The organism is Sphingobacterium sp. SGR-19, assembly GCF_011043555.1.
GTDB lineage: Bacteria > Bacteroidota > Bacteroidia > Sphingobacteriales > Sphingobacteriaceae > Sphingobacterium.
This window is the reverse complement of sequence record NZ_JAAKGS010000008.1, coordinates 64,468-88,333: the sequence shown is the minus strand read 5'-3', so window position 1 is coordinate 88,333 and position 23,866 is coordinate 64,468. Positions and strand designations below refer to the sequence as shown.

Below are 23,866 nucleotides of genomic sequence, written 5' to 3'. Positions count from 1 at the left end.
GTTTATGGTTGATAGTCGTGGACATTTCATGAATGTTATTTAATGATTATTTATTTAATTTCTACCATATAAATGTTACCTCGACACCGTCCGGGTCATTTTCAAACCCCAACAGATAGGTCTTTGACCCCTCATGCCAATTTCGTGCATCGAATACCTCTTTTCCTTGGACTTTTACGCTTGTCGGCGGCTTGGGAAGAAGTATCCTAGAGGCATTGGTGGTTTCTATCGGGCTTTTGGCCACGTACGTATAACTGGACGCCGTGATTTTTTCATTGTAAACACGACTAGCTGCAGCTAAAACTTGTGGTTTTTGTTTGTCGGGGATCAAATCCACGTTTAAGAAATAACCCTGCTCACCGGGTGCAATAGATCGTGTGTTGTAGACCGGAAGTTTCGGATCAAACAGATCGATCAAGGTACCACGGATCGTGTAGTTTTTTTCGTTGACACTTTCATCCAACACGGCCACCAATTCAAATGGTCCTCGTTGGAGGTAAAAGTTGTTTTTGAAGGCCAACGGGCCACCCTGAGCAGCTCGGTATCGCTCTTGTACGGCCTTGATGAGCTGCTGGCTGTTGTCTGTTTTAAGCGTATAATCTATTGGATCCACCCGGATAATCTGTACGGATCCTTTACCATAGGTGTAGATGCCGTCGTCTGCTCCTAGCGGAATACCCATTTTTTCAAAAAGATGATCTGCCGGAGCCGCATACGCATTACCTTTCGTATTCCACCATTCCTGTACCGTCTGGAATGGGTCCCTGTCCGTTCCACTGTAAACCAATTGTCCGCCAGACTTGACCCACTCGGCCAATTGCTTATGGGCGATCGGGTCAAGTGGTTTCATATTGGCATAGGTCATGAGCAACACTTTGGTATCCGCCAAAGCTTCTTTATAGCCCAGATTCTCGATATGCACGGTCTTGACCGGTACACCGCGTTTTAGAAAAGGAAGTGCAAGACCATAAAAGTTTGCCAACTGCGGATCATCGTACCCCTCATGTGTCGGGAAGCGTTGAAACATCAACGAATTGGCCATCAATACCGAGATCCCCTCACTTCCCGACAATTTATTTTCACTTCGTGGCATCTGGTTCAAGGAATTAATCATAACCTGCATCTGCGTGGAATAATGTCGTGGGATACGTTCCTTTTGATCACTGTTCGGATTGGTCCGGTACAACCCTTCGTAAATTCGCTCCGGCCAAGGCATAACCTCATAGTGGGCGATGTTTGGATAGAGCAGCTGCGCGACAAATGTCGCTTGATAATTCGTTTTATAATCGACCCAGTCTTTGGCACGGTCTTCAATAGGATCGGTCAGAAAGAACATCTTCCTGCCTGTAGGCGCCGTCATCGATTCCATGGATCCATATTCCAAATAGGCCGTTTCGAACACCCGTTCCTTTTCTTTTCCATTAAAGTGGTTGGGTTCTCTTGAGGTACCTGTCCACACTTGTGCGATATAGCCATCTACTACGGGCAAGGATGCCAAGCTAGCCTCGGGAGAAACGATCATCCATTGGGCATAATTGACGAGTGAATGTGTGGGAACGTAACATTTCACATCCATCCCTTTGGATTTGCCGTACTCCTTGGCAAAGGTAAACACCTCGTTTAGAGCCTTATAATAAAGATGATATTTGAGTTTATTGGAGAGATAGGTATTCTCCGGAGATTCGTGCTGTGGACGCCAATCAAAACCATAATATTTCTTCCATTCCCTTTTAAACGACTCACTGTATCCTGCTCGAGCCCAGAATTCCGGTTCTTCCATAAATATAGCGTCGATTCCCGCATCGATGACAGGCTTCACATGCTTTTCCTTCAAATACGCCAGGAAGTTATCCGTCGGTACAATATAAGGAACCATATGGCCATGCCATATGGTATCCTGCTGCCGGGTAACCTGCCCTTCATCGAGATGCCACTCGCCATCCCATTGCCCTGTGAAATAATCCTGATATTCACCCCAGGCAATCCCGGTCATGAAATGAATCGTATAACCTCTGTCTTTCCAGGATTTCACCCGCTCGTTAAACGGTACCCTCCTATGTCTATCCGAAGGATTTCCACCTACGCCGTATATCATCACCGCGTCCGCACGGTTATCAATTGTCGGACGCCACTCTCGGGAGGTCTGGAAAGTTGTTTTGACTTCACCTGTCGTTTTTTGGGCGACGAGCGGGCTGCTAATTCCCAGCAAGCATCCAACCCCTGTTAATATTCTCCAATTTACCATAATCATCCTTTAATTCACCAATCTGTTCATCAGTTGACCAATACTTCTTTGATTTCACTATAGTTCCAACGTTTTGTTCCACTACCGGTGGGTGTATCGTAATTTATCCTAGCCGCAGCTCGGATAAACACCGTTCGGCCCGAAGGAATGGTACCATTCGATTCCAATGTAATGGTTTCACCAAATAAGGTATCAAATGAGTTACCTGCGTAATCCAGGCGACTCGACCAACGCTCGTCGCGGGCGCGGTAACCTACGCTGGAGGAATAGCTTACGAAAAATTGAATATCAGTCATGTTTAGAAAATCATCACTATAATTCCCCATGGGTTCCACTTTTGTTCTGAAATCTTCTGGACTTACGGCGCGAGAGACTTTCACCTGGGCGGTGATTTTACCCTCATTGACCGTAGGCTCGCCTACCCATTCTACCTGCAAAAAGGGTTGCACCTCAAATTTAACCTGATGGCTATTCTCTAAATCCATGACCAGACTTTCATCAGCCAGTTCCCCACCATTAGCATCTCTGCGCAATAAAGGTATAAAAGGACCATCCACGGTGATATGGTAGTTACCTTTAAAAAGTTTTGTATTTCGGAAGCTTCCATCAGGCATGCAGTAAAAATCTGGGTTATGTTCTACATTCTCTCCCCAGCTCAATTCCGTCAAGCGGACGCGAATACCTTCCGACCCCTGATCGGTAAGCACCGGATTTCCGGTCAATACATCGACAACCTGCCCTTCCAGCGTAACGTCTGGTGCTTCGAAATTATCCGTTTCAAATAGGCTACATGAGCTGATTAGCCAAACGAAGCATAATAGCCCACTCTGTATTATCTTTTTCATCTGTATATAATTATATTTATGAGTGTTGAATTTCAATTGTATAAATGAGCTCGTTACACTCGGTTTGTCTTTCAAATGTGATGAAGCTATCAGATTTATTCATTCCCCTGTGTGATTGAATAAATCATGATGGTTTCATATCTTTCAATTCTAAATCCTTATCTATTCGGTTGTTGGTCTATAACATGACTTTTGGCCACTTCCCCTCCCGGGATTTCAAAATAATAATTCAACGGTGTGTATGCATAAGTTTTTGATGCGACCCACTGGAAGCGGGCGTCAAAGAAATATTTACCTGTTTTTGTCGAAAAGAATGGATAAAGACCGCGGAAACGATAGTTTTCATTATTGCTGAATTTGTTTTTATCACGCGTTTCTCCCCAGAAGCCATCCCTTCCTTCATAGTGGGCCACGCGCCAACGCCGTATATCCCATTTCGATTTATGTTCAAAGGCCAGTTCCTTCCGCCGCTCCTTACGCACAATATTGCGTCCGTTGATATCGCTCGTAAGCGTTCCCTGCAACAATACAGCACCAGCTCTTTCACGAATTTCATTTACCGCATCCGTCGCTGTTTGCATAAGGTTGCTGCCATCAGGTGAATTTGCGCCAGCCAGTTCCAGCTCCACTGCTGATTCCGCAGCATTCAACAGCACATCCGCATAACGCATGAGCACAAATGGTTGAGCAGATTTCCCTTCTCCTCCCTCTGCATTTGGGTCGGTATTCAGCCATTTACGCAGATAGAGCCCCGTCACCGTTGCTTCCCCGTTATCATAGAAAGGCCCTTCTTCGCCTGCCGCTCGCATTTGCCTTCCGTTATATTCGACCACCTCTTGGCTTCCGCCTTCACGCGGACTTAGGTACAGCGTCTTAGACGAACCGTTATAGATCGAGAGGTTTTGGTAACGGGTGTCCGCTGTGTTATAGCCATAACTCGAAAAGAACGGTTTGATCGGCGCATCCCCGGTATAAACACCTCCTCGCACTTCAATTTGTTTATTTCGGAACTCATCGAACGGAAAGATCACATAGGCACGCAAACGAGGCTCCGCGTCTTTAAAAAAATCAAGCGGGCTATCAAACATCAAGTAGTCACCTGTCGCATTATGTGTACCATCCGTCACGCGGATACTGCCATCCGGATAACGATCAAAACCATCGAAGAGCTCGATAAAGTCCAGTGTAGGGCAGGTACCACTTGATAGCGGAGCCCGAAACGTGAAGGGAAGATTATACGCATCAAACGCATGCGTGGTTGTGGGATATATATATTGTTTCACATAGATGTTTTCGGGACTACTCAAGTCGGAAAACATATCGACCATATTTTGGTATTGTGCTTCCGGATCGTCTGCCGCCCAACGCTTTTTATAAAGCGAATACCCTCCATCTTGCATCACTTCTCTTGCTGCCTTGTAAGATTCCGTAAAATAGCGGATAGACGCCGATTGCCAGGTCGTAGCATCAAAACCAATCACCCGAACACCTGTTTTACGCCCTAATCCGGTCAAACGGCCCGATACCTCTTGATTATACTTTGCAACGCTACCCGCATAGAGCATAGCTTCCGCTTTGAAGGCCAAGGCAACATATTTATTGGAATACCCTTCCATTGGTGATTGTGTCATCATCAAAGAAATAGCTTGATCAAAATCTTCCAGAATCTGATCCCAGGTTTCTTCCTCGCTAGCCCGTGGCACTTCCATCTCCTCAGAACTAGCAGGGTATGGAATAACTTTCGTTACTAAAGGAATCCCTCCAAAACGTTTCGCCATCGTATAAAAAGCCATGGCACGGACATAATAGGCTTCTCCGAGATAATGATTGTACAGTTCCTCGCTGAAATTCTCTTGATAGTTCGGCAGGTACTCGATCAAATAGTTCGCCTCCCGGATCAGTTCGAAAGCTTTATTCCAATAAGCCGTACGTTCGCTGGTAAAAGCAGCAGAAAGGCCCTCCCTATTGACCGCTTCGCCTGTGCCCTCTATACCCGTAGAGTTCAACCAGCCATTATTTTCAAAACCCCATTGTGCTGTATATTTAAAATCTTCGAAAGGCATCAGACTATACATTCGGGCCATATAGATATTAATACCTGCCTCCGTACTAAGCACATCGTCGTCTGCAACGACATTTTTGGGCGTGATGTCTAGATCTACACATGCGTTCAGACATATACAAACCAATCCGGTTATTGCCCATATCGATAAAAATCTTCTTGTATTCATTTTTTCCTCTATTAAGCGTTAGAAAGTCATGGAAACGCCCATGGTATAGGTTTTATTTAAGGGGTACATCCGTCCAAGATCATCATCTGGGTGTTCGGGATCTACAAATTTCACTGCAGTGATGGTGAACAGATTATATGCGTTGGCAAAGAAGCGTAAACGCATATTCGGTTGTTTGGCGAAAGTTGGCAAGGTGTAGCCAAGTTCCAAACTCTTCAACCGCAAATAGTTCGTACTTACCCGGTTGAACTCCGAATTCCCTCTAGGATAACGTCCTGTAAAAGCGTAGTAGCCTTGCACCCATTCGATACTGGGGTCATATGGATCAGCTGTCGGATCGACCGGATGCCAGCGATCTAGGTACTGCGTCAACGTACCACCACCATTGGTTCCCCAAATAGCATATAAAGGTTCTTTATACTCCATCGAACCGAGTGCAGACCCTTGGAACAACATTGACAGATCTATATTCTTATAGGTAGCTTGCAAATTCGCGCTAAAGTTTACCCAAGGTGTTTGGTCAAACGCGAAGGGATGTTCATCCAAGCCACTGATTTCTCCATCACCATTCCAATCAATGTATTTATAATCGCCCGGCAACATATCACGTTCGGTAAAAATCGGATACGTCCGGATATCATTCCAATCCATAAAACGTCCATCCGACTCATAACCAAATTGAATGCCCTGATAGCGGTTGTTCATGTTGTCATTCCGCCAGCGATCATACGAATTTTTCCATGGTCCTTTATCTACAGCAGTAAGATATTTGTTTCGTGTAACCGTAGCTATCGTCTTGATACTGTAACCAAAATCACCAATCTGGTTGCGGTGACGAAGCTCAAGTTCCAAACCGATATGCTGATCGCTGTCCACATTCTCTAGGGGTGGTATACCACCAATCACAGTCGGAAAGGTTGACGTACGACGCTGAAAAAGTCCACTGCGTCGACGGTCGAAATAATCCAGTGTAAATCCGAACTTACCATTCCAAGCATCCATGTCTACGCCTATATTGAAAGTCTTTGACTCAAACCACGTTATATACGGATTAGCCGTCGCCTTACGATTAATCGCTGTTATAAATTGATCACCAAACACGTAGCCCGGCACGTAGTGATTATAATAACCATTTTCCGCATTGTCGCTTGTAGCGGGATATTCATATCCGCCAATCCAACCAAAATCCCAGTTATTATTAACGTCTAAATCATTACCTAAAATACCGTAACTCGCACGCACCTTGAATTGGTCCACAAAATTCAGCGCTTCGATTGCCTTGAAAAAAGGTTCCTCCGATATACGCCAAGCGGCCGATCCCGAAGGGAAGAATCCCCACTGATTTCCTTTAATAAAACGCGAAGATCCGTCGTAGCGAAACTGAAATTCGGCGATATAGCGTCCTTTGTAATCGTAATTCACCCGTCCGAGTGCCGCTTGTTTGGCTTCCTCGTAATAGTCGGTCAGTCCATCCGACATACCGGTCATCCTGCCATCTTCCATTCCCAAAAACAACTTATCGGAGGGAAAAGCCAAATTCTTCAATGCATAAAAATTATCTCCATCATTCTTTTGGGTTTCCCAGCCCAATACGACGCCAACTTGATGTCTTTCCGCAAATAACCGATTGTAATTTAGGGTAACTTGACTTAATATCTGTTGCTTTTCATAGAATTCGCGCCGCAGACGATTCGGGCTACTCAATTCGTAGTTTTTTTGAAGGTAACTATCGGTTATCGGGTCAAAAGCATATTGGACATATTCCTTTCGGAAAATACTGTTGTTATCCGTGCGATAGTCATACGATATCAACGCTTTCGCCGTGAATCCCTGTAATGATTCCGACAGCGTTCCGAAATCGTAGTTTAGTGACGCAGAAGATTGGAATGTTTTCTTTTTATATTTACGGTAACCCGAAATATCCGAGTCTATCATCGCCACAGTGTTTTGTTCCAAGTCCAGTCCTTCGTAATTCAACATAGTCCCTTCGGGATCAGCGTAGGCCGGAAACAACATACCTTGCCGCCAATAGTTCCGGATGATATCTACCGAACTGGAGTACGGGTTGTTCTGCTGATCAGCCATTCCAGCTAAATTAATATCAAATTTTAATCCATCGATAATCTCCGTTGTGATGTTCGATCGTAGGTTCACTTTATTATAATTCAGGTCACCTGTTTTGAAGAAACCTTCCTGAGAAGCATATCCTGCACCGATATAATATTGGGTTTTCGCACTTCCGCCGGAAACACTCAGGTCATGCGAAGTTTGCGGAGATACATCCGAAAAAATCAATGAAGTCCAGTCGGAAGAACGTCTGCTTCCGTTACGAAAGGCTTCAAAATCCTCTTCGGTATAGATTATACTTCCCCCATTTATATTGTTCATCGATTTTTCATTGTACAACGTCATGGCGTCAAAGGCGTCCGCCAAAAAAGGCATGTTGGATGGTTTTTGAAAGGTAAAAGAGCCATTGTATCCTACGGATACAGCGCCCTCTCGACCTTTACGGGTTGTGACCAGCATAACACCGTTTGCAGAGCGAACGCCGTAAATAGAGGCCGAGGCATCTTTTAATACCGAAATGTCCTCGATATCGTTTGGATTCAACCGCTGAAAGTCTTCGATAGAACGTGGCACGCCGTCGATAATGACCAATGGTGCCCCCATGCCCCGGATATCAAAATTTGCGGAATAGTTTCCGGGTTCGGCACTTCTCTGCCAAACGCGCACACCGGCAATACGGCCGGTCAACATGTTCTGAGGATTCTCATTTTTGGTAGCGCGCATTTCCGCGCCTTTTACACCCGATACGGCTCCCGTTAAAGTTACCTTCTTTTGCGTACCGTAACCTACGACCACCACCTCATCCAGTGTCGAATCGTCTGCTTCCAACTGTACATCAATCTGACTGCGGTTGCTCACTTCTTGTTCTAACATCCGATAACCTACAAAGGTATATCGGAGTACTGCCCCATCCGGTACCTGAAGAGCATATCGCCCTTCTGCATCGGTGCTCGTGGCAACCTGAGGGGATGAACCTTTGACGAGTACGGATACACCTATAAGCGGCTGTCCGGTAGAATTCGTCACAACCCCCGAAACTTGACTTTGCGCCCATAGCCACCCTGGTAGCAGCAAGAATGCCAATAAGATGGTCATTCCTTGTAAGGGTTTTCGTTTTTCAAAGTTTAAATTCATGCTGGTTTAGTTTATACGTGGAAAAATGATAATTAGTGAAATACTTTTTTTAATTGTGTGCTGCCAAATCAGACAGCAACCAATGCTTTCCCAAAATAGCGTACTGTGCGGCAAATGTAAACATGAACATCCCTTCTACGCCCTGCTTCTCCTTTTCTTTGTCCCATCCTTTCAATAAGTTTGTCGGAAGGAAACCATCTTGATGAAATCGTTCAAAACCATAATCAAGATTCTGCTGGAAGGCCGTTAGATAATCTCCTATTTGCGTATCAAGCAGACTCGCTTCTTCGTAACTGCGCATGAGGATACCATTAAACCAATTGTTAAAACCGGTAGTTTCAAAGCTGTAATACTGTGGAACCTCCTTTCCTAGGGAAGCGAATTGCTGGAAACTATTTTTGGCAAGCTCGCGACCATCGATTGCATACTTTTCTTCTCCCGTTACGCGGTAAAGGTCCACAGCACCAGACAACATCGTTCCGCTGTTATAGGTATACGCTTTTCCTACGGCTTGCGTCAATGGTGTGTTTGCGCGGTATCGCATACCGTCCACCTCTTGGTAACGTATATCACAATTTGGCACGCAACCGCCCATCATATCCGTGTACACACCATCTGCATTCAGGAGGTTTCTTTTCTGCCATTCGTAAATAGATCGTGCGTAATCAAGATAGTATTGTCGTTTTTCGCGTTGTTCACTTCGACGGGTCTTGCCGTCGTTATCGATATAACGATGTTCTATTTTATCAGACTGGTCTTTGTAAATTTCATGTAACCAAACTAACGGGCTAATAAGTGGCCCGTTACTACAGGCATGCTTCGTGGTATAGCCAGGTCCCCAAGGGATTCCACCATTTTCTTTCCCATTGTTATCGCGAGTCACATCCCACCCATCTAACACATATGCCGTTAAATACTCTGCTTTTCTCAAATACTCATTTTTACCCGTTAGTTTATAGGAATCCAATAATTCACGGATCAACCACATCTGATCGTCATATACATTCAGTATACCGGAAACGTTTGCTTGCCCTTTCTGATTGACACGATCAACAGCATACACAGACCATTCTTTCGTCTGTGTATAGGAAACAAGCTCAAAAGTGCCTAGATAATAGTCTGCATTCGCATACAGATTATCCAACAATGTCACGTAACGATCGTATTGATCATTATACATAGTACTCCCATCGACGTGCTGAGCATGCTTAAGCGCTGATAGCACCGCATTGACAGCTTCAATTCCGGCGGTATACATCCAAACAGAAGCACGTTCGTCAGATTTAACTTTGGTAAAGGGGTTATAAAAGCGCCGCATTTCGAAAGTTTCGGGGTCAAAATAATGCCTTATTGTGACATCGATTAAATCGATAGAACGATGTAAATTCCGTCTGGCTATTACTTTCGGATCTTTCGTTTCCCGTTCTCTTTCTACCTTCGACGGTAAGGAGTTTGGAGCACATCCTAATAGGACAACAGTGACCGAAGTAAAGCTCCAAAAAATCGTACAGTAAATGGCAATAATGAAAACCTTCATGTTAGCGATTAATTAAGTTTATAACAAAATTTAAAATTGGTGAAATAGTCTTTCGAGCTATTTCCTATCCAAAATAGGAAGACATGGATTAAAACTAGGGTTAAAAACGAGATTTAACCCTTAACAAAAACATTAACCCCCCTTTAACTTTTGATATTTACGTCTCAGAACGCTTTCTAGCGATCCTTTTTTCTTCTATGCTTCACTAATTTTTTTGTATTATATTAGCTACCTTTGTACTAAAAGTTATAAATTGTACATCAGATTTATGACAGTGATAAACCGAAACATGTGCATTTACCGAGTACAATCTCTCCTCTTTTGTCTTTTCATTTTAATGACTCGGTTCATCTTTCCAAATGATGTTTTCGCACAAGGTATCCGGTTTACAGGGAGTGACGAGCCTATCGAAGGACGTACCTCTGTAGCGTTCTTTTCGGATGCAGTACCAACTTTTCATCAAGCGTTTACTATCGATTTTGATCTCCAGTTACCTAATAATAATACCATCGGTTATATCGTCCGGATCAAGGAAAAAAATCAGGGTTCTATTTTCAATTTACATTATGATAAAGAAGAAGGACAAGCGGTATTCCGTCTAAACGAAGAAGGTAAAACGAGTTTGATTACTATGCGGATTCCGCTTAAATACCTTATTGGACGGCATTGGTTTCCGGTACGGATGGAATATGATTTACAGAAGGAGCAAATCAAGCTGCAGATTGCCAATGAGGCACCACAGTTTGCCGCTGTGCCACTCGATTCGCCTTATTCACCCAACGTAACATTTGGACGTAGCGATTACATGATTGATGTCCCTTCATTCTCTCTTCGAAATTTCCGTATCGGTAACAAAGAGGAGGAAATTGTCTTCCCTTTACGGGAAAGCGAGGGAAATAAACTGCATAATGCTTCCGGTGAAGTGATGGGAAAGGTCACAAACGGTACTTGGTTATTGAACGACGCTTATCATTGGCATAAACACACCGTGATGCATTCCTCAAGTCCTTCGGGAGCTACTTATGATCCAAAAAGAAAAACTATCTACTACTTCAATCGAGATTCTTTAGCGGTTTATGAAATTCAAACCGGCGTAACGCGTAGTACACGTTTTGCTGCTCCCTGCCCGATGAAGTTTAAGCTTGGAAACAGCTTTATAGATCACGAAGAAAATAGGCTGTATGTCTATGAAACTTACTATGAAGAAACTTATACGGGACCTACAGTGGTCAGTTTGGATCTGAATAATTTTAGTTGGCGAATAGAAAGCAACGACTACTTACAGCGAGAATTAAATCACCATGCTTCATACTTTCTATCCGACAGCCGAAAATTAATGCTATTTGGCGGATACGGGAAAATGGTTTATAGTAACGATTTTCTATTTTATGATTTGACGGATGGACATTGGTCTAAACTGGAGAATATGCGTGGGGACTCTATTCTACCCCGATACTTTACCTCTACAGGAAGATCGGAGGTAGATCAGAAAATCTATATTTTCGGAGGGATGGGTAACGAATCCGGACAGCACATCGTAGGACGAAAATATTTCTACGACCTCTATACATTCGATCCTACAACTCGGAAAACAACGAAAATCTGGGATGTAGACCGGAAGGAAAATCTCTTCGTACCAGCCAGAGGGTTAGTCATTCCCGACTCCAATTGGATTTATATGCTCGGATACCCCGAGCACTTGACGCATTCGTTTATTAAACTCCGTCGGTTTGCCATTCATGACGGCGAATATGAAGAATTAGGAGACTCTATTCCGATTTATTCCGATAAAATCAGTACCCATGCAAATTTGTATTTTGACCCTCATCTGAAGAAATTGATCGCCCTCGTACAGGAATCAGACAATGATATCCGGTCCACGCTTACCGTATACAGTTTGGACTTCCCGGCTATCAGCGAATCCCAACTACACGCTTTTCCGGGTCCGGGCCCACAGAAAAACATAGGATTCTATATGCTGGTTCTTAGCGCGCTTTGTATAGGTATCTTTGTATACAAGATTTATCGTCGCTCCAAACAGGCAGAACCTGTTGCCCCACTATCTGACAGACCGAAAGTGCCTGAAGAGCCACAGATAAATCGTATTTATCTTTTCGGAGATTTCACCGTCGTAGATAGAGGCGGAATGGATGTTTCCCATTTGTTCAGCACGCGGTTGCAACAGGTTTTCTGTTTGATTCTGTTTCATAGCCATAATACGGGCATTAGTTCTAATTTGCTTACCCACTTATTGTGGCCCGACAAACCAAAAGACAAGGCCAAGACCTCTAGGGGTGTAGCGATAAACAATCTTCGGAAGGTATTGAGCGAATTGGATGGCATAGAAATAATCTATGAAGAGGGCCACTACCGTATGCTATTCGAATCGTCTTGCTATTGTGATTATTGGCAACTGAAGGAGCTTCTGAACGAGGATCCCGCTGTTCTTTCTCCAAAAGTGTTACGTATTTTAGAACGAGGGGAGTTCTTGTTGGGGATGGATGATCCTATTTTCGATAAGTTTAAATATGAGATCGAAAGTATGTTGATCGAAAGATTTCAAAAATGTATAATCAAAAGTCGCGAGGATAAAGACTGGTCGACGTTATTTCGTGCAGCAGAGGCCCTGCTTACCATCGACACCGTCAATGAATCGGCCTTGGAGCAAGGACTTTACGCATTATATAAAGGGAAGCTTGAAGCACGTGCAGCACTTTTTTATAAGCGTTTTACAGAGAACTATCAGCGTTTAATGGGTGAAGAATACCCAGACACATTTGACGTTATGTGGCACCGAACAGTCCAATAGAACGGGTCATCCTTATTCTCGCCTTGTCGTTGTTGATTCAAGGTGAATAAAGATGATCCGTACGCCATTCCATATCACAGCAATTCCGTCCCATTCGAAGGGACAACTTTAATAGCTGTCAATTCTAGATTAAACTGTTTCTTATAAATAGGTGCCAATCGCTCCACCAACAAATCCTGAAAAGATTTCTTCACTAAATTAATGGTACATCCACCAAAACCGCCCCCCATCATTCGAGCCCCTATTACTTCGGGAAAAGATTTCACATAGTCTACCAAAAAATCTAGTTCGGGACAGCTCACTTCATACTCTTTGCTCAGTCCTTCATGTGCGCTGAACATCTGTCGACCTACTGTTTCCAAATCGCCTTGCTCCAATGCATCACAAGCCTGATTCAATCGCTCATTCTCTTCCACGACAAACCGGCATTTCGTATACACCTCTGTATCTACGGGTTTTACATGTGTTTCTAACATCTCCAGCGTCACATCGCGCAGACTTCTCACCTCGGGAAATTGGTGCTGCACCAAGCGGACACCTTCTTCACAGGAAGCCCGCCGATCGTTATAAGCAGACGACGCCAAAGAATGTTTTACATTCGTATTCAGCAATAAAATAGCATAATCGTCTAGCTCCAGTGGCTTATAGGAGAAAGAAAGGTCACGACAATCCAATTTCACAACATGATCCGCTTTACTCATCACCGATGCAAACTGATCCATAATACCACACTTCACACCCGCATATGTATGTTCTGCTAATTGCCCGATTTTCGCAATATCCACACGCTCTATTTCCAGATCAAAGAGTACATTTAGCGCAAATCCCACTGCACATTCCAATGCAGCAGACGACGATAAGCCGGCGCCTAAGGGAACATCACCATCAATATACATGTCAAACCCGCCCAAACTCATCCCCCTAGAGAGCAACTGATCCACGACGCCGAGTATATAGTTCGGCCAACCTTTATCTACGGGATGCACATCGGCCAACGAGAGCTCGAAATATTCTTTGAAATCTTCCGCATATAAACGGATGATATCGTCATCGCGCTTTCCTATTCCTACATAAATTGCTTTATCAATCGCTGTTGGTAGCACAAAACCTTCATTATAGTCCGTATGTTCGCCGATGATATTAATTCTTCCCGGTGAGCGTACCACATGTGTAGGCGCATATCCAAAAACGACTGTATATCTTTCTTCTATCTGCTGTTTAGAAATCATGGGTTATTATCCTTTGTAATGAATCGTAGATTGTTGTTTTAGTGTGTTCGCGGCTTGTTCAGGAGTGATGTCACGCTGCGGAGTAGCTAACATCTCATAGCCCACCATAAATTTCTTTACAGTCGCTGAGCGTAATAGCGGTGGATAAAAATGCATATGCCAGTGCCATTCCGGATGTTCTCCGGAATTCACAGGCGATTGGTGCATTCCCGCCGAATAGGGAAAAGATGTCTTAAAAATATTATCGTAACGGATTGTTAGTTCCTGCAATGTACGCGCAAAGTTTTCTTTCTCCTCTTCTGTAAATTCTAGAATAGACGGTACAGGGCGTTTGCTAATAATCATCGTTTCATAAGGCCAAGCTGCCCAAAAAGGAACAAGCGCCACAAAATGTTCATTATCGATGATAATACGTTCGTCTTTTTTTAATTCGAGCGCGACATAATCTTGAAGCAATGTACGCCCATGCTTTGTATAATAAATTTTCTGTTGCGTACTCTCCTTTTCTATCTCTACAGGTAATGAGCTTTCTGCCCAAATCTGTCCATGTGGATGCGGGTTACTACACCCCATGATACTGCCCTTATTTTCAAATATCTGAATATATTTTATCCATTCCTTTGCCGCCAGTTCTTTGAATTCCTTTTGCCAAAGATCCACGACCGCTTTAATGGCCGATAAATCCATTTGAGGAAGTGTTAGATCATGACGTGGAGAAAAGGAGATCACTTTGCATATCCCTCTCTCGGATTCGGCTACCAGCAAGTTCTCTTCGTCGAAATGCTCGATGGTTGTTTCTTCCAGTAAAGCGGAAAAGTCATTGACAAATACAAAACTGTCTTTGTAATCTGGATTTTGCGTGCCATCTGCGCGCACGTTACCTGGGCATAAATAGCACTTTGGGTCATACTGTGGACGGTTATCTGGTGCTAAATCCTCGACTTGTCCTTGCCAAGGACGTTTGCTACGGTGTGGAGAAACAAGGATATAATCTCCGGTTAACAGATTCTTACGTTTGTGTGGTTGTTCTGCAAAATCTAACATGGTTTAAGGTTATATTTTTATAAATATCACCTTTTTTTTGCAAAGATAAAATAGAAGAACAAAAAAAGTGTCCATTTTACACTTTATGTAGTTCCCAATAACTAAGAAAGAATTGGTTTCTCTCCTTTTATCAATTCGAAAACAGTAATCTCTGGCAGAATTCCTACCCGACCAGGATAGCCCAAGAATCCATAACCTACATTTACATAAAGTTTTTTGTTCTGCTCTTCATAAAGTCCCGCCCATTCTCTATATACATATTTAGCAGGACTCCACTGGAAATGTTCTCCACGTACGCCGAATTGCATGCCGTGTGTATGCCCCGCAAACATCACATCAACATCAGTATTCAATACCTCCGCTCTCCAGTGCGATGGATCATGCGATAGAAGTAACTTTACAGGAGATTCTTCGGTTCCCATCAATGCCTTTTTCAAGTCTCCTTTCTTCGGAAAACGACCTGTACCCCAATTTTCCACTCCTACAACAGCTATCTTCTCGTTATTTACCACTAAATCCCGGTTTTCGTCCAACAACAAATCCCATCCCATTACTTTATGTGTTTCTTTGAGATCTTTCAAGTTTTTACGCTTTGCCCCCGAATCTTCTTTACCAAAATAGTAATCTCCATAATCGTGATTACCCAATACCGAAAACACGCCTAAATCGGCCTTTAGTTTGGCAAAAATATCTTGATAATCCCGCATTTCGGAGGCCACATTATTGACCAAATCTCCCGTGAAAAACACGGCATCGGGTTTTTCTCCCATCAACATCTCAATTCCACCTAATACGGCTTTCTTATTATAGAAAGATCCCGAATGTACATCCGATATCTGGGCAATCCGCATACCATGAAAGGAGGCGGGAAGATTAGGTAAGTACAGCTTTTGTCGAATGACTTTATAATCATACCCACCCGAAATCATTCCCCATGACAAAGGAAATATAGGCAATGACGCCACCAGTATACCCGACTTGGTTAAAAATTCCGAGCGGGAAATTCCATTTACCGGTTTTTCAGGTAAGGGTTCCGAAAGTTCCCCTATTCGTTCTGCTAAACTCTCCTTTCTACGACGTGGTGAAAACAACTTTGCTATCCAAATCCCCCCTCTACGGATATCGTCGAGAAGCAGAATAATGATAAAAATAAATTTACTGACCGCCGTCATGAAAAAAGCGACTAATATAACCGATCTGTATGCCAACGGAATATTAAACTTCGCAGAAACATAAAGTCCTAGTAAAAGGCCAATAGAATAGCCCCACCATACCATTGAAAACCATTTTGTTTTCGCTGCCTTAATTTTCGTCGCACGTAGTGCAAAGAAAATATAAAAGTCGAAAACAAATAGTAATATTGCGTTAAATATTAACATATCAATCTTTTATCCTTGTGCCAATCGCTTTAGCACGTTAATCCATTTGGGGTCGTCATTCAAACTTTCTACCATCGTGATTTCTTCTCCCCCTAACGCCTTAAACTCGTTGGCGTATTCCACCTGAATTTCATCCAGTGTTTCGATGCAGTCTGCTACAAAGGCCGGACTAAATACCAATAGCTTTTTATATCCTTGCTCCGCCATCTGATGTAATGTATCTGACGTATAAGGTTGAATCCACGGTGTCTTTCCTAAACGCGACTGGAAGCAAACCGAATATTGCTCTTTGGAAAGGCCCAATTTTGCTGCTATCGCACGTGATGTCGCATAACACTGTGATAGATAGCAATGTGCTTTTTTGTTCTCCCGACAGGGTTCACAGCCCAAGTCCGGACATTTTAGCGCACCGGTTGGGTCTACCTTACCAAGCTGTCTCACCGGTAGTCCGTGATAGCTGAACAGCACGTGATCATATTCTTCGATAGGATACTGACGACCATGATCAGCATACGTTTCACACATTTCCTCGTCATCACAATAGTTACTAACGAAAGTTACCTGCGGAAAGTATTGCCAGCTTCGCATGACTTCCATTACTTTATCAATAACCGAGCCTGTTGTTGCAGAAGCATATTGCGGAAAAAGTGGAATTACCCGAATGGATTCCAACATCATGCCTTCCATTTTCTTAAGCGCTGAGGCGATAGACGGGTTCTGGTAACGCATAGCTAACTCCACATGATAATCCTCTCCCAGTTCTTGTTGTAACAGATCACGTTGTAATTCACTATAATACATTAAAGGAGACCCGGTTTTTTCGTCCCATATCGTACGATAGGTTGCTGCTGAAAGTGGGGCACGTTTTGGAACAATCGCTCCTTTCACCAAAAGCGTACGCGCCAAATACGGAATATCCATCACCCGAGGATCCATTAAAAACTCTGTCAAATACCTGCGTACATCAGCTGTTGTAGGGTTGTCCGGTGTGCCTAGTTGCACCAAAAGAATTCCTTTTGTAGCGCTTTTACTCATTTGCCACAAAAATAACCATAAATTACAGGGAAGTATCGGCAGCACCGATAATATGAGAATCACATGACTGAGCCTAAAATAGCTCCAGTGCCTGCTTTACATCTTTCATAAGCCACATCGGTGTTGAAGTAGCGCCACAGATACCCACGGTCTCGTTGGCTTCGAACAGCGTCTCATCCAATTCGGCTGGGTCAGAAATAAAATAGCTCTGCGGATTTGCTTGTTTGCACACATCGTAAAGCACTTTTCCATTAGAAGACTTCTTACCAGATACAAATACAATCTTGTCGTATTGACGGGCAAAATCACCTAAATCTTCATAACGATTGGAGACCTGCCGACATATCGTATCGTTGGCTTTTACTTCATAGCCTCGATTTTGCAACTCCTCCTTAATCGCATAAAACTTATCGACGCTTTTAGTGGTCTGGCTATATAACGTAAACGATGGCGGAAGTTCGATATGATCCAATTCTTCCAAGTCCTGAAATACGATCGCTTCATTATTTGTTTGCCCCTGTAGACCGATCACCTCTGCATGACCGTGCTTGCCAAAAATCAAGATTTTTTCCTGTCCGTCATAAGACGTTTTGATTCTGTTCTGCAGTTTGAGCACCACTGGACACGAAGCGTCAATAAGCGTAATATTGTTCTCTAACGCCGTACGATATGTTTCTGGGGCTTCGCCATGCGCCCGAATCAAGACTTTTTCATTCTTAAGCCCGGCTAAATCTGCATGGCCAATAATACGCAGGCCTTTCGCTTTTAAACGAGCCACTTCTTCATCATTATGAACAATATCGCCTAGGCAATATAAATATCCGTCCTCTTCCAAGATTTCTTCTGCCATATCAATAGCATAAACGACACCAAAACAGAAGCCGGAGTCTTTATCAATCGTTACTTGCAGATCTTTAGCCATAGTGTACAAAAGTAAAGATTATTTTGTTAATTAATTTATTTCTTGGACAGCGTTCCTCCTAAAGGTATAAAACTAATAGGTTAAAAGGAAGGTTTTCTTTTATCATCTTTCTCCCCCTTTTTTCTTGACAAAAAAGGGGACAAAAAGTCAAGACTGAATATTGTTCTGCTATTTTACTCGTCTATTCCTAAACAGCATACAACTCGCTACCGCTCAAACAGTATGCTTATTTTAACGGAATAGTCTTCATAAAAATGACCGCAGACAATATAAGGTCATTTTATTCCACTTAATGGCTATCCTTGGTTGGCCGCTTTTAATCCGCTATTGCACCATCCCTCCTTAACTTTAATTGTCGCATCCAAATGTTTTACGACTGCACAATCTCGTCCTTAGCACTATCCCTATTGTAAAACATTTGAAGCGACGATTTTTGCGCCACTTTTTTCTAAAAAAAGTATGAGCCACGTCGCGGCTAGAGCGACATAAAAATGTATAATTTTAACGTTGAATTAAAACCACCGCTTCCACCAGGATTTCTTAATCCCCACGTACCACTGATTATTTTCTTCTTTTAGCGGAAATACATCGATATAATTCCCTTGCCCTTCATCACCTTTTCCGGTTTGCAAATCGAATCGATGTCGATGATAGGAACAAACTAATTTTTCCCCTTCACACCAACCGAGGCTGAGGTCGGCTCCTGCATGTGGGCAACGACTCGAGGTCGCATAAAGCTTCCCGTTTAATAAAACGATGCAAAGCTTCTTACCACCAACCTCTGCTTTCTCGATTTTCCCTTCTTCTCGAGGTTTCTTTATGGCAAACCATTCTACGTTGTCCTTATCCATACCTAAAGGTAGCAAAAAAAAGACGCCGATGGCGTCTCTATAAGATATAACAAATCGTTCGATTCTTATCTACTGGAATTTCTTCGCGTTGATCTTCCTTTCGTTTTCCGTAAGGTAAATCTTCCGTAAACGCATGGATTGTGGGGTCACCTCGATATATTCATCTGCTTGGATATATTCCATACATTCTTCCAATGAAAATTTGATAGCAGGTGCAATACGCACGTTATCATCTGAGCCAGATGCCCGCATATTCGTCAATTGCTTTCCTTTTGTCACGTTGATTGTCAAGTCATTATCTCGGATATGCTCTCCTAGGATTTGTCCTTCGTAGATATCTGCCCCCGGATCAACAAAGAAACGACCACGGTCTTGTAGCTTATCGATTGAATAAGCCGTTGTTGTGCCTGTATCCAAAGAAATCAATACACCCGCCAAACGACCTGGGATAGTTCCTTTCCAAGGCTCATATCCTTTTAGACGGTGTGCCATTACGGCTTCACCTGCTGTCGCCGTCAAGACGTTATTCCGCAGACCGATAATACCCCTTGAAGGAATAGAAAATTCTAAATGCTGCATCTCTCCTTTTGTTTCCATCACGAGTAGTTCTCCCTTTCGTTGCGTAACCAGTTCGATTACTTTCCCCGAAACATCTGCAGGAACATCGACAACGAGTTCCTCAACGGGTTCACATTTCACACCATCTATTTCTTTTACGATTACCTGTGGCTGGCCTACTTGTAATTCATATCCTTCACGACGCATCGTTTCAATCAATACCGATAAATGCAGAATACCACGACCATACACTAACCAAGCATCTGGAGACTCCGTAGGAACAACACGCAATGCCAAGTTTTTCTCCAATTCTTTCTGCAAACGGTCGTAGATGTGACGAGAAGTCACAAACTTACCTTCTTTACCAAAGAAAGGGGAGTTATTAATCGTGAACAACATGTTCATCGTAGGCTCATCGATGTGGATAACCTCCAGTTGTTCTGGATTCTCAAAGTCGGCAATAGTATCTCCAATTTCAAAACCTTCTATACCTACTACCGCACAAATATCGCCCGCCTTTACTTCCGATACTTTAGCCCGGCCCAAACCTTCAAATATCTGCAGTTCTTTCACACGGGATTTTACAATTTTTCCATCACGTTTCACCAAGGAAACTGGCTGACCTTCTTTGATGGTACCACGTGCAACACGTCCGATAGCAATACGGCCCACAAACGTAGAGTAATCCAATGAGGTGACTTGCATCTGCAAAGTGCCTTCAGCAATTTTCGGCTCTGGTATATGCGAAACGATAGCTTCTAATAAATCGGTGAAATCCGTTGTTGGCTGCTTCCAGTCAGTAGACATCCAACCTTGTTTAGAAGAACCATACAATACAGGAAAATCAAGCTGCTCTTCCGTCGCTCCCAAGTTAAAGAATAGATCGAACACTTGTTCGTAAACCTCTTCTGGTCGACAGTTTTCTTTATCTACTTTATTTACGACGACAATAGGTTTGATTCCTAAGCCTAGTGCTTTCCCTGTAACAAACCGAGTTTGTGGCATGGGACCTTCAAACGCATCCACCAACAACACCACGCCATCCGCCATTTTCAATACACGCTCTACTTCTCCACCGAAATCGGCGTGACCGGGCGTATCGATAATGTTGATTTTGGTATCTTTATATTTTACGGATACGTTCTTGGACACAATCGTGATACCGCGTTCACGTTCCAAGTCATTGTTGTCCAAAATCAGTTCTCCCGTATTTTCGTTATCCCTGAATTGATTTGTATAATGTAGGATTTTGTCAACGAGGGTTGTTTTGCCGTGGTCAACGTGCGCGATGATCGCGATATTTCTGATGTTTTGCATTGAGCGATAAAGTATTATAAAAATTTTGAGGTGCAAAGTTAATCATTTTGCACCTCAAAATTTATTTTTTTATATTATTATTTTATTAAGCGCGCCATCACCCTTTTGTCTCACTGCTCAAAGGGTTATTTATTTTTCCTATGAACAGTATTAAATTGCTTTTATTTTCCTTGACAACAAAGATAAAAGGATGGTCAAATCTGATTTTTGGTATTTGAGGTAAGCTCGTTACGACCATACCTACACTTGTTACTGCGGCGGCTTCTGTTCCTTCCTCGTCCACCTCGACAAAAGCTTTATGCTTGACCTCTGAAATTGCTGATGGCCGATCAGAAAGATTTGAAAAATTAGCATCAATCTGGAAAGCAATGCCCATCCCCAGATTCGTCAGATCTCCATTTAGCTTCCGTTCATAAGAAAACTTGAACTTGGGTAAATAAAGATCCATCTTTACCGGACTGAAGCTTGCCTGTTCTGATCCTAAAGCATTCATAAATTCATCGAGTTTCATCGTACTCCAATCTGTACTAGCCGCATCTGTTGGCTGTATAAGCAACATGCTGAATTTTTTGTTGCTATACGGTATTTCGACTGCTTGAATACCTGTTGTTCCCATAGTCAACATCCCGTAAGTATGTTGTTTATGCATAAAATCTGCCTGCACCGTTTGACCCGAAGCGGTATGAAAATCAGCTTTTGCTGTATTTGTCTTATCGAATTTCTGTTCCCACATCCCCTTGAAATAAATAGCATTGAGTAGATAAGCGAGGTCTTCTTGTTTTGTTGCATCAATTATCTTATCAATCTTATTTTTCGTCTTATCCTTCACCCAATCGTTGATAACATCCTTGGCTTTGGGATCAGTAAAATCCAGCTTACCCGCTTTCGCATTATAAAACTGTTCGTTTACTTTCAGAAAATCAGGTTTCAATGGTATATCTTGGTTATGCCAAATGGCGTTTCCCATACTCAATTCTGTTTGCGGTTCTACCAACGGAAGTCCCTTAATCAGCGTCTGGTAATAAGCATTCAGATGCTCGTCACTGATTTGGTCAAAATTGAACGCTTTCGAAATAGCTTCTTTCGTGTCACCTCCAGCACCATTGTATGCCATGGCCATCACGGTACTGACTCCAAAAGGGGATAGGAAAGCATTATCACTGCTCTTCAAATCTTTCGTCGCTTCCAGAAATAACTTAGCCGTGAATGTATTCGTCTGTTTAATTTGCTGCTTGTCCGTTTCGCTGAGTTGCAATTCCTGCCCATGGATATCTTTCGATCCACCGTCTTTGTCGCATGACGCTAATAAGGCGGAGGATAACAACACCGTAAATATCATTTTCATCATAATTTATTGTTTTAATGTTTAAATATAACGAGAAATGATGGAGAAATGTTACAGGGATGATTTTCTTTAAATCACCCCCAATTCTTTCCCTACTTTCGTAAAGGCAGCAATTGCCTTATCCAGATGTTCGCGGTCATGTGCAGCTGAAAGTTGTACACGGATTCGAGCTTTTTCCTGTGGCACAACAGGATAATAAAAACCGATAACATAAATACCCTCTGCCAACATCTTCGCTGCAAACTCCTGTGCTAATTTAGCGTCGTATAGCATTACCGGAACAATTGGATGAAAACCAGGCTTGATATCAAAACCAGCCTCCGTCATCTTTTCACGAAAATATTTCGTGTTATTTTCGAGTTTATCACGAAGCTCCGTTGTTTCACTCAACATATCCAATACGGCAACAGAAGCGCCTGCAATTGCGGGAGCTAAGGTATTCGAAAACAAATACGGGCGTGAGCGCTGACGCAACATATCAATAATCTCTTTGCGCCCTGAAGTGAAACCACCCGATGCACCGCCCAATGCCTTACCTAGGGTTCCGGTAATAATATCTACACGATCTATCACGTCAAAGAGCTCATGTGTCCCCCGACCGGTTTTCCCTATAAAACCAGAACAATGTGATTCATCAATCATCACCAAGGCTTCATATTGATCCGCCAGGTCACAGATCTTATCCAACGGCGCAATGGAACCATCCATAGAAAATGCTCCATCAGTTACTATAATTTTATGACGAGCTCCGGAAGCCGCTTTCAGTTGCACTTCCAAATCTTCCATATCGCAGTTTTTGTAGCGGAAACGCTGTGCCTTACATAAACGCACCCCATCTATAATAGAGGCATGGTTCAATTCATCGGATATAATGGCATCCTCCGCGCCAAGCAATGGTTCAAAGACACCGCCATTCGCATCAAACGCTGCTGCATATAAAATGGTATCTTCTGTGCCTAAAAATTTGGATATTTTACGCTCCAATTCTTTGTGTACGTCTTGTGTTCCACAAATAAAACGGACGGACGACATACCATAACCATATTGATCAATCGCTTTCTTTGCCGCTTCTATCACATTCGGATGAGAAGACAATCCCAAATAATTGTTTGCACAAAAATTGATAACTTCCTGCCCTGCACTAACTTTGATATCCGCTCCCTGCGGTGTCACTATAATACGTTCTTCTTTATACAGACCTGCTTCTTTAATCGCTGCAAGCTCTTTTTCCAATGCCGGTTTTAGTGTTCTGTACATATTTATCCTCTCTTAATCTTTACGAAGATAAGGGGTTATTTTGAAATATGGCGCATGAAAT

The 23,866-nt window shown here is 43.0% G+C and carries 15 protein-coding genes; 1 reads left to right on the top strand and 14 read right to left on the bottom strand.

The annotated features are described in order from the left end of the window. Nucleotides 1–61: 61 nt before the first annotated feature. From G5B43_RS14840 to G5B43_RS14820, 5 genes are all read right to left on the bottom strand, one after another. A complete protein-coding gene (locus G5B43_RS14840; protein ID WP_165295589.1) occupies nucleotides 62–2,245 on the bottom strand; it encodes a hypothetical protein in 2,184 nt (727 codons plus the stop codon). 29 nt (nucleotides 2,246–2,274) lie between these two features. Then, complete coding sequence (locus tag G5B43_RS14835; protein ID WP_165295588.1) at nucleotides 2,275–3,090, bottom strand: DUF3823 domain-containing protein; 816 nt, start codon at nucleotides 3,088–3,090, stop codon at nucleotides 2,275–2,277. A 158-nt stretch (nucleotides 3,091–3,248) separates the two neighbouring features. Further along, a complete protein-coding gene (locus tag G5B43_RS14830; RefSeq protein WP_165295587.1) occupies nucleotides 3,249–5,321 on the bottom strand; it encodes a RagB/SusD family nutrient uptake outer membrane protein in 2,073 nt (690 codons plus the stop codon). 18 nt (nucleotides 5,322–5,339) lie between these two features. Then, nucleotides 5,340–8,522 (bottom strand): SusC/RagA family TonB-linked outer membrane protein, encoded by a 3,183-nt coding sequence (locus G5B43_RS14825; RefSeq protein ID WP_165295586.1) that lies wholly within the window; start codon nucleotides 8,520–8,522, stop codon nucleotides 5,340–5,342. 49 nt (nucleotides 8,523–8,571) lie between these two features. Next, nucleotides 8,572–10,059, bottom strand: coding sequence for a glycoside hydrolase family 76 protein (locus tag G5B43_RS14820; protein WP_165295585.1), 1,488 nt, complete (start codon nucleotides 10,057–10,059; stop codon nucleotides 8,572–8,574). A gap of 337 nt (nucleotides 10,060–10,396) precedes the next feature. On the opposite strand from G5B43_RS14820, the gene G5B43_RS14815 reads away from it, so the two are divergent. Beyond that, the gene (locus tag G5B43_RS14815; RefSeq protein ID WP_165295584.1) at nucleotides 10,397–12,868 is read left to right on the top strand and encodes a kelch repeat-containing protein; all 2,472 of its coding nucleotides are present in this window, start codon (nucleotides 10,397–10,399) and stop codon (nucleotides 12,866–12,868) included. Nucleotides 12,869–12,942: 74 nt separating this feature from the next. Here the strand turns inward: G5B43_RS14815 and galK are convergent, their stop codons facing one another. The 9 genes from galK to kbl all read right to left on the bottom strand — a co-directional run bounded on the left by galK (nucleotide 12,943) and on the right by kbl (nucleotide 23,805). Next, nucleotides 12,943–14,097, bottom strand: coding sequence for a galactokinase (galK, locus tag G5B43_RS14810; protein ID WP_165295583.1), 1,155 nt, complete (start codon nucleotides 14,095–14,097; stop codon nucleotides 12,943–12,945). Nucleotides 14,098–14,103: 6 nt separating this feature from the next. Beyond that, complete coding sequence (locus tag G5B43_RS14805) at nucleotides 14,104–15,141, bottom strand: UDP-glucose--hexose-1-phosphate uridylyltransferase (RefSeq protein ID WP_165295582.1); 1,038 nt, start codon at nucleotides 15,139–15,141, stop codon at nucleotides 14,104–14,106. Between the two features lie 101 nt (nucleotides 15,142–15,242). Continuing rightward, on the bottom strand, nucleotides 15,243–16,520 hold the full coding sequence (locus tag G5B43_RS14800; RefSeq protein WP_165295581.1) for a metallophosphoesterase: 1,278 nt from the start codon (nucleotides 16,518–16,520) through the stop codon (nucleotides 15,243–15,245). Nucleotides 16,521–16,529: 9 nt separating this feature from the next. Further along, nucleotides 16,530–17,555: a ferrochelatase gene (hemH, locus tag G5B43_RS14795; RefSeq protein WP_165295580.1), complete on the bottom strand. Its 1,026-nt coding sequence runs from the start codon at nucleotides 17,553–17,555 to the stop codon at nucleotides 16,530–16,532. Between the two features lie 73 nt (nucleotides 17,556–17,628). Continuing rightward, nucleotides 17,629–18,477, bottom strand: coding sequence for a 4-hydroxy-3-methylbut-2-enyl diphosphate reductase (locus G5B43_RS14790; RefSeq protein ID WP_165295579.1), 849 nt, complete (start codon nucleotides 18,475–18,477; stop codon nucleotides 17,629–17,631). 512 nt (nucleotides 18,478–18,989) lie between these two features. Next, on the bottom strand, nucleotides 18,990–19,328 hold the full coding sequence (locus G5B43_RS14785; protein WP_165295578.1) for a Rieske (2Fe-2S) protein: 339 nt from the start codon (nucleotides 19,326–19,328) through the stop codon (nucleotides 18,990–18,992). Nucleotides 19,329–19,397: 69 nt separating this feature from the next. Continuing rightward, entirely contained in the window at nucleotides 19,398–21,203 is a 1,806-nt protein-coding gene (gene typA, locus G5B43_RS14780) for a translational GTPase TypA (RefSeq protein WP_165295577.1), read from the bottom strand. Between the two features lie 97 nt (nucleotides 21,204–21,300). Then, on the bottom strand, nucleotides 21,301–22,551 hold the full coding sequence (locus G5B43_RS14775; protein ID WP_165295576.1) for a serpin family protein: 1,251 nt from the start codon (nucleotides 22,549–22,551) through the stop codon (nucleotides 21,301–21,303). A gap of 66 nt (nucleotides 22,552–22,617) precedes the next feature. Then, a complete protein-coding gene (gene kbl / locus G5B43_RS14770) occupies nucleotides 22,618–23,805 on the bottom strand; it encodes a glycine C-acetyltransferase (RefSeq protein ID WP_165295575.1) in 1,188 nt (395 codons plus the stop codon). Nucleotides 23,806–23,866 lie beyond the last annotated feature (61 nt).